This is a genomic window from Elusimicrobiota bacterium (assembly GCA_026388075.1).
Lineage (GTDB): Bacteria > Elusimicrobiota > Endomicrobiia > Endomicrobiales > JAPLKN01 > JAPLKN01.
On record JAPLKN010000146.1, the window covers coordinates 1 to 13,447 of the forward strand.

Annotated in this window: 13 protein-coding genes and 1 tRNA gene; all 14 read right to left on the reverse strand. The window is 39.2% G+C overall.

What is annotated here, in order from left to right; translation table 11 throughout:
* On the reverse strand, positions 1-245 hold a 245-nt coding region (locus tag NT145_07960; GenBank protein MCX5782615.1), incomplete at its 3' end, for a four helix bundle protein.
* Between the two features lie 65 nt (positions 246-310).
* Positions 311-1,096 carry an inositol monophosphatase family protein gene (locus NT145_07965; GenBank protein MCX5782616.1) on the reverse strand — a complete coding sequence of 262 codons (786 nt, stop codon included), beginning with the start codon at positions 1,094-1,096 and terminating at the stop codon, positions 311-313.
* Between the two features lie 21 nt (positions 1,097-1,117).
* Complete coding sequence (locus NT145_07970) at positions 1,118-1,798, reverse strand: transposase (GenBank protein ID MCX5782617.1); 681 nt, start codon at positions 1,796-1,798, stop codon at positions 1,118-1,120.
* A 63-nt stretch (positions 1,799-1,861) separates the two neighbouring features.
* Positions 1,862-1,937, reverse strand: a tRNA-Asp gene (locus NT145_07975).
* 340 nt (positions 1,938-2,277) lie between these two features.
* Positions 2,278-3,210 carry a hypothetical protein gene (locus tag NT145_07980; GenBank protein ID MCX5782618.1) on the reverse strand — a complete coding sequence of 311 codons (933 nt, stop codon included), beginning with the start codon at positions 3,208-3,210 and terminating at the stop codon, positions 2,278-2,280.
* 106 nt (positions 3,211-3,316) lie between these two features.
* On the reverse strand, positions 3,317-4,732 hold the full coding sequence (locus NT145_07985) for a gliding motility-associated C-terminal domain-containing protein (protein ID MCX5782619.1): 1,416 nt from the start codon (positions 4,730-4,732) through the stop codon (positions 3,317-3,319).
* Positions 4,725-5,927, reverse strand: coding sequence for a hypothetical protein (locus NT145_07990; GenBank protein MCX5782620.1), 1,203 nt, complete (start codon positions 5,925-5,927; stop codon positions 4,725-4,727). The genes NT145_07985 and NT145_07990 overlap by 8 nt, the downstream gene beginning before the upstream one ends.
* The gene (locus tag NT145_07995) at positions 5,924-6,697 is read right to left on the reverse strand and encodes a hypothetical protein (protein ID MCX5782621.1); all 774 of its coding nucleotides are present in this window, start codon (positions 6,695-6,697) and stop codon (positions 5,924-5,926) included. The genes NT145_07990 and NT145_07995 overlap by 4 nt, the downstream gene beginning before the upstream one ends.
* Before the next feature lie 307 nt (positions 6,698-7,004).
* A complete protein-coding gene (locus tag NT145_08000) occupies positions 7,005-7,733 on the reverse strand; it encodes a hypothetical protein (protein MCX5782622.1) in 729 nt (242 codons plus the stop codon).
* Positions 7,734-8,126: 393 nt separating this feature from the next.
* A complete protein-coding gene (locus NT145_08005) occupies positions 8,127-9,680 on the reverse strand; it encodes a hypothetical protein (protein ID MCX5782623.1) in 1,554 nt (517 codons plus the stop codon).
* A 166-nt stretch (positions 9,681-9,846) separates the two neighbouring features.
* The gene (locus NT145_08010) at positions 9,847-10,770 is read right to left on the reverse strand and encodes a hypothetical protein (GenBank protein ID MCX5782624.1); all 924 of its coding nucleotides are present in this window, start codon (positions 10,768-10,770) and stop codon (positions 9,847-9,849) included.
* Positions 10,771-10,782: 12 nt separating this feature from the next.
* Complete coding sequence (locus tag NT145_08015; GenBank protein ID MCX5782625.1) at positions 10,783-11,283, reverse strand: DUF5683 domain-containing protein; 501 nt, start codon at positions 11,281-11,283, stop codon at positions 10,783-10,785.
* Between the two features lie 63 nt (positions 11,284-11,346).
* Positions 11,347-12,000, reverse strand: coding sequence for a hypothetical protein (locus NT145_08020; GenBank protein ID MCX5782626.1), 654 nt, complete (start codon positions 11,998-12,000; stop codon positions 11,347-11,349).
* 18 nt (positions 12,001-12,018) lie between these two features.
* Positions 12,019-13,446, reverse strand: a complete 1,428-nt coding sequence (locus NT145_08025; GenBank protein ID MCX5782627.1) for a hypothetical protein — start codon at positions 13,444-13,446, stop codon at positions 12,019-12,021.
* Position 13,447 lies beyond the last annotated feature (1 nt).

Genomic DNA, 13,447 nt, shown 5'->3' on the forward strand with positions numbered 1-13,447 from the left:
TTAAGTAAATTATAAGCATTTTCCTCTAAATAATTTAAATCTTTACTTAAAATTAAATGATATTTTGTTTCTTCTAAAGAAGTCTCAGCTATATTAAGAAAATGCAAATACTCTTTTCTACTGTTTCTTTTGAATCCTTCTACAATATTTGATGGGATGGAACCTGCTGATCTTCTAAGTTGAGATACCAAACCGAATTTTTCATCTTCAGGAAATATCTTAGTCTTTTTGTATATAGACAACACCAAATTTTATTTGTCATTAAAATGTACCTGCCTAATATTTTTACTTACCTCTTATCACTTAACACTTACCCCTGTTTTATTGAAACATATTTTAACATTTTCTTATGAACTAAACCATTAGTAGCAAGTATATGACGTTTCTTCTCAAAACATTTTTCACCGTTGTAGTCTGTTACTTTTCCTCCCGCTTCTTCAACTATTAGAGCTCCTGCCGCAGAATCCCAGGGATTAAGGCCTTCTTCCCAAAACGCCTCAAATCGGCCGCATGCCACGTAAGCCAAATCCATCGCGGCAGAACCTAGTCTTCTTATTCCTTGAGTTTCTCCAAGAATATTTCCCAGATTTTTAATAACCCTTTTGAGCCTTGATCTATCGTAAGGAAAACCGGTTACTACCAATGAGCGTGCTAAATTATTTACGCAAGAAACACTAATTTTTTTCCCGTTCAAATATGCCCCTTTATTTTTTTCGGCAATAAATGTCTCTTTAAGCACCGGGCAATGAATTACTCCCGAAATTATTTTATTTTTATATTTATAGGCTATTGAAACACAGAAAAGAGGTATTTTATGTATAAAATTAACAGTGCCGTCAAGGGGATCTATTACCCAGCAGTTTTCCATATCGCAGGATAAGTTATTATCTTCTTCAGCCAGAAAACTGTGATTAGGGAAATCCCTTTTTACATTTTCTATTATTACTTTCTGTGACAGCTTATCAGCAATAGTTACGGGGTCAAACTTACCTTTAAAATTTACTGTTAACGGCTTATTATAGTATTTGAGCAGAATTTTCCCGCCGGCTATAGCCGCTTTAACTGCAGTTTGGGTGTATTTATTAAATTTCGGCATTTTTTTAATAGGGACAGACACCTATTTTTCAATTCTCTTTTTGGGCCTGCCTTTTGGCTTTAGCTTCAGAAATCTCTTAAGTTTCCCCTCAAGTTCAAATATAAAATTATTACTGCCTAGAGGCCTTCCCTTTCTTGTTTGCTCCCTTATTTGTTTTATTTCATTAGAATCATCAGACAGCTCTATAAATTTTCCCCAATTTTTTTGTTTTTCTTCAATATAATCAAAGAGTCTGTTTACCCCTAATTCATCGTGTTTATCTATTCCTGAGTGCGTTTTTGCGCTGGACCAGTTCCACATATTCGGATTTTTAGCCATCTTTGCGCGCACCGGATTCCTTTCGATATAGCGGGCGCATGCCAGGGTGTGTCGTTCATCCATTACAGATGAGAAAAATCGCCCTTGAAACAAATGTCCTTGTGTACACATTTTCTTGTTATAATACTGGGAATACTTCATATGAGCATATTTAAAGACATTGCCCATTGAATCTTCTTTTTCAGGAATTACGATAAAGTGAACGTGATTTGGCATAAGGCAATATGCCAATATAACCAAACCATAACTCTTACTTTCGTTTTTTAAATGAGACAGATATTTTTTTCGGTCAATATCACTAGAAAATATCCTTTGTCTGTAGTTTCCTCTTTGGGTAATATGATGGGGGTATCCTGCGGCTACAACTCTTGCGATTCTTGGCATGAGTAAATTATATCTCTTCTTATGATTGATGTCAACGAAAATAGGTGTCTGTCCCTATTTAATCGGGGACGACGAGATTTGAACTCGCGATCTCTGCCTTGACAGGGCAGCGTGTTAAACCAGGCTACACCACGTCCCCATTAACTACAGTAATTAGTGATTAGCGCTTAGTAATTAGTTAACGGCAAAAAAACAACTGATGCAAACTTTAAATACAATAATTGGTGATTAGTACTTAGTAATTAGTTGAAGGCTTAAAACATTTAATAAAACAAAACTGAGCGAATATATTATCACAAAACCTGTTATATTGTCAAATGACTTGAAAAGTCATCCCCAAGGATCGTAATTGGGGATCCATTAAAACAAAAACTGGATTCCTCCGCACAAGGCGGACAGGCGATCACGGCATTCGGGAATGACAGACTTAGTAAGGTTTGCGCACTTACAATTAAAAACCAGAACTCAAAACTTTTATTTTATGGGAAACGGAGTGTAATTCCTAGACGGTGGGAACCGCTTGATTGTTCCACTTCCAGAGGAAGAGAAAAAGCGTAATCTATTTCAAGCCTGCTGTTATCTTTTATTAAAAGCTCGTGCCCTAATCCGAAACAAAATTCCTGCGGGTTAATTCCGGAACGAACGGAAAGATTTCCGTTAAAAATCCACGTTTCAATTCCGAAACGATAGTCAAAGTTTTTATCGCGGCTGACGAAATCTAAAGCCAAAGTGCATGTCGGAAGAGTTAGATAAGGCATTCTTTCTCTAAAAAATGCGACACCAAAAGCTGTTTCCATAGGTACTATATCAGAAGTTTTAAGCCCTACATCCGGAGAAGTCAAATTTCTTAACGCAAGACCAAAGAATAGTCCCGTGTCAGGAAATAAGGTCAGAAAACCCAAATCCATAGTCGGCGCGCCTTTAGAATTTCCCCCGCTAAAAACCGGGTCGTTGGCAGTTCTTTCATCAGTTGTATATTCATGTTTTAAGTATTTCAGGTTTGCTCCGCATGCGATATCAAAAGTTTCTACTTTAAATAAATCGCTTAAAAATCTGCCGTATGAAATAGCTATTGTGTCTTCCCTGTAAAGATTTTGGGAGTATAGCGATGCCCAAGAAAAACCGAAATTTCCGACATTATCGTTTACGCGGTGGATATAACTCAAGAAATTCTGCCCGATATCCACCCCCTCAAGACCTGTAAAAAGTTTTGAAGATGTAAATGAAAGCTCGTGATTTTCAGGCTGGGCAATGCCTGCCGGGTTAAATATATTTGCGTTTGAATCATTTGCCACAGCAGTAAACGCCCCGCCCATACCCTGCGGCCGGACTCCCCAGCCGGAGTCGTTGAATGCCCCAAAGAGCGAATTCGTAATTATTAGAATTGATAATATTGTGCAAATCCTTTTCACTTTTTCCTCATTCGCAGTTCATAGTTATTAGTTCGTAGTTATTAGATAAATGCCAAATCATTTAAAGTCTTTTCTACGAACTATGAACTAATTACTCATTACTGTCTCATTTAGCTACTGCAATAACTCCGCTTATTGTTTTGCCGTTAGCTTTAATCTGATATACATAGACTCCGCTTTCAACAAAACTGCCGGAGTCATCTTTTCCGTCCCAAATATTTGTGTCGCTTATTTTACGGACCTTTCTGCCTCTAACATCAAAAATATTCACACTATCGTCGCCCGAAAGCCCTCCAAAGGTCGCGATATCATTTATGCCGTCCTGATTAGGCGTAATTATTTTTTCTTTCGGCCGATAATCGTCATCAGAAAGCGACGGAGCAGAAAATATTCCGTAAAGGCTGAAATGCGTGATATATGCGGTAACAATGTTAGTTTGAATATTAACGGTCCCGCCTACAACCCGCCAATCAAAACCATCCCACCACATTATCTTTAAATTGTTTTTCTGGGCATCGGTCCAGTTTACATTCGGGTAATAAATATTTAATGTTACGTTCTTATCAAACCTCAAGCCTTCCGGCGTAAATTTGAAAGCGGAGAGAGGTTTTATGTTTTCCCTGTACGGAACAGAAGTATCCGTCGGAGAAAGTTCTTCAATGGTAATATTTGTTAAAGCTGATAAGGCTCCTTGTGGAACAACTAAAGAAGTATTACCCTTTGTTTGATCGCCGTTATAAAGTGTTATTGTTCCGCCTGTTGAAGCAATCCCCTGGGTTATACTTGAACTTATAGGAACCGTATAAATCGAGGTTTGTATTGTATCACTGCTAGTGCTTACGGTTTTAAGATAATAATAAAATATATTTGCGTCGCTTCTAGCTGAAGTCGCGAATTGGAAATTATATAGTTTAAAACTATTCGGGATAGTTATCGTACTGACAGTGGGCGTAGAATAACTGTCTGTCCAATGACTCATAGTAACATACCATAAACCGACCGAGTCGCTTACAGTTCCGGTGGCAACGACAACCCTGTTGACAGGCGAAATCCTCTGGATTTGACTGTGTATGATCTTGGGGCCCGCAATGGGAACCGTGTAATAACCTCCTCCGGAAGGAGAATACGCATTGGTCGTTGATGCAACCGCATAAATCCGGTAATAGAAATTAACTGAACTTAATGATATGTTAACCGGGCAAGTAGAACTAAAAACGTAAGTGCTCGTGCTTCCTCCAACAGATATCGTATTTGATGAAACGCTCGTCCCGTCCTGGTAATAAAAAATATAAATATTATCAATATTAACATTGGCAGAAGTGACTGTTCCGTTAATCACCGCGTAATTTGTTGTGACGCTTGTTAAAGGAACGTGGCTGATTGATATCGCCGGTATAGTCGGAGAGGAAAGTGTTACCGAACAGGTTATAGTAGAAGACGAGATTGATCCGGAATATGAGGCAAAGGCAACCCCGCAAGAAAAAATAACTATTGAAAAAAATGATATAAGAAACTTATTCATAAAAGAGCTCTATTGTTAACTTGCTTGTTCTGTAAGTTGCAGGAGTAGTAGTATTTAGAAATTTTGCTCCCAAATATATGTAGTTCGGGTTATAAGACCCTCCTCCAGCACCCCACATATCCTCCGCATGATGCATTCCTCTAAAGTCTTCCCACGCAATAACATAGTCTTCCCCGTCTTGGAAGCTAGCTGTACCTTGGTCTTTCATCCAGAGGAAACATTTGTATCCTCCAGTCTGCCCTCCGAAACTGTCGCTATAAAGCTTATTATCTGTCCCTTCATACATATTGTATGTATTTGTTGTAACATCAACTATACGCCAGCACATAGGCAAAGCCACTGTAGTGCTAGACAAGTCAATCAGACCGGCAGGGTCACCAGCGCCGGAGTATTGCGGTGTTGCATCTACAGCTAAGTTATCTGTATAAATCTGAATCGCCCAGCCTGTAGCATAATTTTGAAGATCAAGTTCTATATATTGATCGGCAGCCTTCCAATGATTCGTTGCGCCTAAATCAACATTGCTCCAGGTAATCTGGTTTGTAGTAAAATTGTCAGATATATTTTTCAAATTTACTCCGACTGTGCCTGGCCGAGAACTTATCCAGACAAAGTTATCATAACAAACTGTGCCTGTAGTATCGGCTCTGGTAAAATGAAACCCTAAGGGTACTTTTATAGCCGAAAAATTTATGTTAGGCCAGATAGTCGTTGATAAATCAACAGTCATAAATGTCCAAGTGCTGTGCATTGTGTCAATACTTTTGGTTGCCGAGTTTCCCGTCCATTCTATTTTAAGCGTAACCGTAGTATCATTTATCAGCCAAAAACAAATTTTTCCGTCTTTATAAACACTCATATCTGTAGGTATCTTAGTAGGGAACTGTCGCGGATCATAACCAAACTGAACCCAAAGACCATTTTGTCCAGTATTACTGACTATTTTAGTATAACTGCTACCCTCTTTAGGAAAATCGGTCTCTTGAGTTACCGTAGGCATAGTGGCTCCCCATGTGGCCAAATACCCCCCATCAGGATCGGAAGCGGTATAAGTTGTGTTTTCTACATCGTAAAGGATACCCGGGAAAGTCTCAGAATAAATTCCATAAACTTTATTTCCTATACTTCCCGCCCAAGAAGTATTCGCCAAAACAACAATTGATAAAAGCAATAAAATAAAACTAATCTTTCTCATTTAACGGTTATTTCTCCGGTTTTTTTTATTTTAACATTTTTCTCTACAATTTTTTCCTGGCCTGCGCAGGACATATGAACAATAAATCCGTAGTTTCCCGCGCCTATCTCTGAACTTGAGTTTGCCAATACCGTCCGGCTTGAACCGGGATAAATAGGCCTGCTTTCCATAAAATTAAAATTTAAAACTTTTCTTTTGCCGGACATAACTTCAATAAAACCCGCAGGGCGAAGATGAATGTTTCCTGTATTTTTTACATCGCAGGAAACCTGAAGTTTTCTGCCATTTAAACTAATTTTAAGATTTTCTATATCCCAGTCTTTTTTCTCCGTGCCCAAAACCGTAACAAAAACCGGCACGCTTATAACTAAAGAAATACCCTGATTTACTCCCGAAGAAGTTAAAAAAGAAATCATACCTACCATTGACCCTTGCGCGCTTGATGAAACTTCAACCTTATAGTTTAAGTCTCTGTTTTCCCCGGGATTTAAATGAAAAGTTTTGCTTGATACGCTGAGCCACTTTGTTACATTTATGCCTTTGTCTTTATTTTCAGGAAGAATAAACCAGTCTTTTGTTGTTATCTCAATATCTACAGGGGTAACATAATCATTCCTAACGTTATATGTGGCATTGGCGGACTCGCCGTTTTTCAAACTTACTTCCGCTCTTGACGGAGTTATCGTAAGCCCGGCATAAAGAGGATAAGCTGCCCAAAAGATTATACCTAGCACTAAAATTTTCTTGAGTATCATTTTTGGGTTTACCATTTTTAAAACGCTACTAAAAAACCTATTCTCGTCACCCTATCCGCCGTGGCGGATCAGGGTCTAATCATTATGAAAAGACGAGATCCCGAAACTAGTCCGGGATGACATTACAAAGAGTAAAAGACTATGTCTCAAAACCCACAACCCTTACAAGTTGTCATGCTGAACTTGCCTGCCCGCCTTGGGAGGGGTTCAGCATCTTAACTACGAGATCCCAAACCCCCGCATGGTTTCTTTGAAACCAAGTCAGCGGGGCAAGTAAATTCGGGATGACACTTCTAGAAACACCTTTTTCAGAAATATCATTTTATTCAATAAATGCTTCAATTATAAGTTTAGAAGTTTTGTATGTCCTGGGTAATGTAGCATTTGTAAAATCTGCCCCAATATAAATATTGTCCGGTGAAGAAACGGGGTGCCAAGCACCTTCGGAATCCTGTATGCCTCCAGCATAATCTTTTACAATAACATAATCTTCGCCGTTCGTAAATGCATTTGTGCCCGTCGTCCCTTTATCTTTCATAACCAAAAAGCACCAAAAAGAAGATCCCAATTCTGTGCTGTAAAGATGTCCTCCTGAATAGGCAATCGTTAATGTGGTCGTAGAAGTATCGGTTATACGCCAACACATGGGCAAAGCTACAGTAGTACTTGAGGTATCCACTAAGCCCGCGGGGTCGCTGGTGCTCACTGCTTTCACGAATTTAGGTGAGGCATCAGCCGCTAAGTTGTCGGTATATATTTGAATCGCTCCTAATGCAGCCGTAATAGTTGATGTCAAAATTATATATGAATCTGCCCTACGCCAGACTGTAGAACCAATATTGATATTTGAAGTATTCCACCAAATCTGCGTTGTGGTGCCTCCTGCTAAATTCATTAACTGTAAGCTGATAGAAACTGTTCCGGTATCTATGAATGTGGCGCTAGCGGTAATGGTAGTACTGCTGATGCTTCCGGAAAAAGAAGCAAAGGATGCTTTAGAAAAAACAAAAATGACCGCTAACACAAGAAAAAAGAAAATCTTCTTTTTCACAGACTGCCCCCCAATAAAAAAGATTTTATGTTAAGAATTGTTGCATTTTTGAGATAAAAATTAGCAGGATTTTGATAAGTATGATTTGAATGATAATAAGGAAAAAAGACTAGTGGGTTTTTGTAAATAAAAGTTAGTTTTTTTAGCATTTCTCCCCCTGATTGCTATTTATATAAAGCTAACTACGGAAAAAGTATATAAAATCCAGCAGTATTTGTAAAGGGGTGTCAAGAAAAAATTACGGTATTATACTGAAACTCTGCCGACAGGAGTCGGCGGGTTCATCTTCACATTCATCTCCCGAAAGAAGTCGGGGGTTTTCTGCGAATCTGAATAAAGGTTGGATTTGTTTAAAAGGTATGGAAAAACAGTATAAATTCGCTATATTCTCTTTTAGTTTGATACAATAGTTAAACTACTGCTTACGGCAGATATTTTGGAAGGCGGCTCAGGCAAGGAACTTGCTTTTGGCTTGGAAAACAAAGCATAAGAAACATTGTCTTTATCAAAAACCATCGGATTAAAACCTGTTAATGCAAAATATCTCCATCCGGTAGATGAGGCGGATGCAACCCACTGCCCGTCATTACCCCGGGGTATTTCCCATTCATTTGCAAATGATAATACAATCTCTTGCTCTTTAGGATTTTTTGATGTGTATGGCAAAGCGTTATCCGCAAAATTGACAAGGATTGATACCCTTTCAAGCTCTCCGGAAAATCTTATGGCTGCACTTCTATATTTTTCTTCTTCGTTTTTTAGCCCCATTTTTTTTGCGTACTGCGACATTACCTGAAATGCAACCGTTTGGAAAGCGGTCCCTTCCATCCAAATCATCCGGAAATTATTTTTTCTTCCTTCAACATCCGTAAAATCGTACCCTTCCACTCTTACCCCGTTTATGTAATCGGCAACTCTAAAAGTTCTTTCAGCAAAATCCATAAGCTTAAAAGGATCTATTCCCATTTTAACGAGGTCTTCCGGAGTAATCCCCGTGATCGCCCACGATACCGTATCCAGCGCCGCTACTTTGTCGGGGCCTTTTTCATTATAACCCATATACAAATATTTTTTTTCGTTGTCATAAACTACTTCCTTAAACCATCTTGTTAAACCATTCAGCTCTTCATCAATATCTTTTAAGCCGAAATTTCTTTTTTCAAATATTTTTTTTGCTTTAACATTGCCTGAATTATAAATTTCCTTGAGCATTTTAAGAACCGCGTAATAGTCAATATTGTTTTCTGTTGAATACACTTGAGACCAATCCGGCCCCCAGCCGAAACCCATGCTTACGCCGCCGCGTTTTCCGTCAGAATATTGATGATGATTCAAGGACATAGCCCATTTAATCATATCAATTATAAAATCCAGATATTTGAGGTCGCCCGTTAGCGCCGTATACTGCAAAGCGGCTATGGCCACCCACATATTGGGGCCCAGATGAACTCTTGAGTCTATTCCAACAGCTAAAGAATTATCATAAGGTTTATCCGTGGCATATGAATTATAAAGCCCTATTGCTCCGTTTTTTTGATTATAAAAATCCATAGCGTAGATATCCAAGATATCAGCAGTTTTTTTTGATTGCCCGGCTATTAGATAACAAAGAGCAGAAACAGCGCAGTCATATGTAAAAGACTGCGCGTCCAAAACTCCCCCTCTTCCGAAAGTAAAAGCCTGGGTAAATAAATCGTAGGCATAACGGCTTGAACCGCGAAAACTTTCTACAAGGCCGTTAATACTGGATTTTTGCCGGTCAAAAAAATGAAGGGTTTGAACTTCAACTTTATAGAAATTTTCCTGAAGAGTCGGCGGGACAAATAAATTTCTATGCTCTTTGCTTATATAGTCTCCGGGGAAAACCTGCGCCTCGGAAAAAACAGAGAGCACAAAAATAAGACATAAATATAACCTTAAATTGATAATTTTTATTATTTTTTTCAATTTTTTTCCAATACTTAAATTAGGTTGGAATTTCTTTTTAAAAGGATAGTCTAATAACTACAATTTGTCAAGGTTTTTTTTATAATAAAATTCAGGGACACAATACTTAATTATTTTTGTTGATACATCAAGCAATTATACCAATTAAGTACCGTGTCCCCGTATTTCAGTATTCCCAGCGAATATTGTCTATATAAAAAGAAAAATTTGTATCCGAAGAGCTAATTGCAAAAGGATGAATTATCTTTGAAAAATTTACGAGCGTACCGTTTGTCATTGATCTAATTGCAACTGAAACTGTATGCCAGTTGCCGTCAATAGGTACATAATTGCCTACTCGATCAAATATCAGGTTCCCCCGCCAGGCTATTTCAAAACGCAGATCTTTCGTAGTTTTGACATCAAAAACAATCCTAGAACCAGAATAACTGGACATATCGGTAGGCACTTCAGTTCCAAGACCTCCGGGATAGCCGAATTGAAACCATATCCCTCCGGGGTTATCTCCAATATCGACTTTAAGGCCTTTTGCTCCTTCAGTATGGTCATCGCCTAAAGCCCCCGAAGCTGAAGTTATTATTGTATTCGTGTCCACTTGAGGATATGACCATGCGAAAAGCCCTCCGCCAAAAACAGTGGGCGGGTTTAGGGTGTCAAACAAAAACTGGCTGGAATTTGAAGCCATCGGAATTTCCCTGAAAATGTCAAACTCCGCAGAAACGTTTCTATCGGTAACCACATCGCTTACGGTTATTTGCCCGCTTGCGCGGACACTGCCGTACTGGGTATAAACTTTTGTTGTGCCCAAAGCAGTTCCCGAATAAAATGTAACGGTTTTTCCTGTGGTCGGACTTAAAGTTCCCAAGCTAGGATTATCCATTGTCCAGGCAGGAGTGATATCAATATCAGTTGAACCGGTCGCATCCTGCGGAATAGCTCTTAAAGTGGTTTGGGTCTGTTTTCCAACTATTATCTGAGGAGGTTCCAGAGCAATAACTAAAGTATCAGCAGCAAGCCTGTCTTTTTTTGAAGTACAGGATGCAAAAACTCCTGAAAATATCAGCAAAGGAATAATTAAATATTTTTTCATTTTATTTTCAAGTTAAAAAGTTTTAGTGAAAGATAATTCGATCTTTCTGCCGCCGCAGGCTAATTTTACGCCGTCTTTCCTGCAAAATTTCCAATTTTTTTCGTTTTGAGCATATTCTTCGCCGGAAGAAATAAAATACGTATCAACTATGCCGTATAGCCAAAAAAGCGTAAGCGAAAGAACCGCAATATTAAATTTGTTTGATTTGTTTTGATAATCCGAATACGAGTCATCGTCAATTAGACTTATTTTACGATATTTTTCATAGGCTTTGTCAGACTCTGACAAATAGTAATAGGCCAATGAAGCGGAAAGAAATGCACCTGCTGAAATAATATAGCCCTTTGTATTGCTCCCTTTATAAAATTGTCCCCATCCGGGAAGAAGAATGGATCTAACCAGAGCATTTTTCTGCGTTCTCTTTGTAAAATCCAAAATTATTGTCTTTGCCGAAACAAAACTCGGCATAAGGCAAAGTGCCACAAACAATGTAACAATCTTTTTTATTTTCATTTTTCTTTTTCTACTCAACCTTTTTTACTTACCCCTTACCACTTAACACTTACCCCTTATCACTTATTTCAAAAACTGTATATCGTCCAGATAAACCGTTCCGCCGTTGCCTTTTGTTGAGCCAAAATATTGAAAAGATAAAATTACATAATATTTTATTCCGGCCGCTAGTGAACCCGAAACAGGGAATTCTACCGTATGCCAATCATGGTCTGCCAGACTGCTTGTATAAATATTAGTTGTTGTTGAATTTGCTTCAAACTTCATCTGAAAAGCGACACTTGCGTTTAAACTGCCGCGAATCTTAAAAGAAAGTTTTGTGTATCCGCCGGGCGTCATATCCTTTGTTGAAGGAGAATCCTGATTATTGGAATCTTTTACGGCAAGCCCTATGCCAACCCATTGGAAAGTTCTTACATTGCCGCTGTTATAATCCGTTACTTCGCTCCCGTCCCATGAAAATTTAAGGCATTTTGATCCGTCTGCAGGCCTTTCGTAACAGCTGAAATCAAGAGTCTGGCCTTCCTGTGAAGTAAAAAAAACCACATCACCGCCGGTCCTAAGTTCCTGATCGTAAATAACATAAGGCCCGCTCCACGACGCTGCGGTAACGATAGTCGTAGGATTTAGAATTTTATCAGCAGGATTTTTATCGCACGCTGAAAAAATTGCTAAACACGGTATTAAAAAATAATATAAAAAATGTTTTTTACCCATTAAAAACCTTGTAAAAGCTTATTCAAAAATTAGATCGTCAAGGTATATATTAAATCCTTCGGGATTATCATCTTTTGAAGCCGAAAAGCAAAACCCACCGATAACATTTGTAAGATCTCTTCCCTGAAGATCAATAGTATAATTCTGCCATTTTTTGGAAAGTTCAATAGGACCTATTGACGAATTATCTGAATCGGGAAACTCCCCGCTTATTCCGCCAACCTTAAACTCGGAAATAACTTCCCCGCCTTTTTCGCCGCAAGCCCAGAATGATAGTTTTTTTGCGCCTGCTAAATTATACCCTCCCTTCTTGTCTCCCCAGTTGTTCGGAGGATACTGCCAATAAATTCCTACCCAGCCCGCATTCTGAGACATTTTAGGAACATAAGTGATTTTTATTGCGGTGGTCCCGCTATGAACTTTTGAGTTATTTGCAGGATTAAATTTTAAATCTCCAAAGTCTCCCATCCATCCTGTCGGATAGTAGTGGTTTCCTTTCATGCCGTTGTCAGAATAAATAATAAAAGGAACAAAACTTCCTTTTCCTGGTTTTGTCGCAGTTCCTGCTCTGGATGCTTCCTGCGCTTTTATAAGCGCGGCGGCTGTTGCCGCTTCGGCTGTCCGCGCTTCTTCTTCCGCGCGAAGTCTCGCTTTATCTTCTTCTTTCGCCCTTTGCTTGTCTTCTACTTGCGACATTGCTTGAGCTTTTGCTTCAGCTTTTTTCAAAGCTTCGGCTTTTGCCCTTGCTTCTTCTTCGGCTTTTGCTAATGCTTTAGATGCTTCAGCCGTTTCTTTTGTCATAGGTTTGCCTGATGTAGATTCAACGGGAGTTTCTTCTTTAACCCTTGTTCTTGACCTGGGACCTCTTTTTGACCGTTCTTCTGCGGCCTTTGCAGATAATAGGGCTTCCGATTCCGCTCTTGACTGAGCTTCTGCCGCCGTTTTTGCCTCGGCTTCAGCCCTTGCTTTTGCTTCAGCATCAGCTTTTGCCTTAGCTTCAGCGTCCTGCTTAAGTTTCATTTCCGCTTCAAGTTTTGCCCTTGCCTCGGTTTCAGCTTTGGCTTTTAATTCCATCTCAAGCTTTGCTCTATCTTCAGCCTCTTTTTTTGCTTTATCTTCGGCTTCTTTTTTAGCTCTGGTTTCGGCTTCAGCTTTTGCTTTAACCTGGGATTTTTTCTTGGCTTCGGCTCCTGCCTTTGCCTTTGCCTCAGCTTCTATTGCCGCTTTTCCGAGTTTGCTTTTTATTTTTGTTTCTCCTCCGGAAGTTTCCTCTGCTTTCGGCTGCTCGGCTGCAGCCGGCTGAGCTGTCGGCGTTGTTGAGGTTACGGCTGTGCTCGTATCCTCGCCTGAAGGCCTAACCCTTCTCGCTCTCGGAGCCGCAAAAGCAAAATCAACCAAACTGAGAGTAAAAATTACCGAAAGAAAAATGCTGAAAAACTTTTTCATT

What these genes read in the sequence shown, in the direction of transcription:
- NT145_07965 (MCX5782616.1), bottom strand. Translation starts at nt 1,096, where the DNA reads ATGCCGAAATTTAATAAATACACCCAAACTGCAGTTAAAGCGGCTATA.
- NT145_07970 (MCX5782617.1), bottom strand. Translation starts at nt 1,798, where the DNA reads ATGCCAAGAATCGCAAGAGTTGTAGCCGCAGGATACCCCCATCATATT.
- NT145_07985 (MCX5782619.1), bottom strand. Translation starts at nt 4,732, where the DNA reads ATGAATAAGTTTCTTATATCATTTTTTTCAATAGTTATTTTTTCTTGC.
- NT145_07990 (MCX5782620.1), bottom strand. Translation starts at nt 5,927, where the DNA reads ATGAGAAAGATTAGTTTTATTTTATTGCTTTTATCAATTGTTGTTTTG.
- NT145_07995 (MCX5782621.1), bottom strand. Translation starts at nt 6,697, where the DNA reads ATGGTAAACCCAAAAATGATACTCAAGAAAATTTTAGTGCTAGGTATA.
- NT145_08010 (MCX5782624.1), bottom strand. Translation starts at nt 10,770, where the DNA reads ATGAAAAAATATTTAATTATTCCTTTGCTGATATTTTCAGGAGTTTTT.
- NT145_08015 (MCX5782625.1), bottom strand. Translation starts at nt 11,283, where the DNA reads ATGAAAATAAAAAAGATTGTTACATTGTTTGTGGCACTTTGCCTTATG.
- NT145_08020 (MCX5782626.1), bottom strand. Translation starts at nt 12,000, where the DNA reads ATGGGTAAAAAACATTTTTTATATTATTTTTTAATACCGTGTTTAGCA.
- NT145_08025 (MCX5782627.1), bottom strand. Translation starts at nt 13,446, where the DNA reads ATGAAAAAGTTTTTCAGCATTTTTCTTTCGGTAATTTTTACTCTCAGT.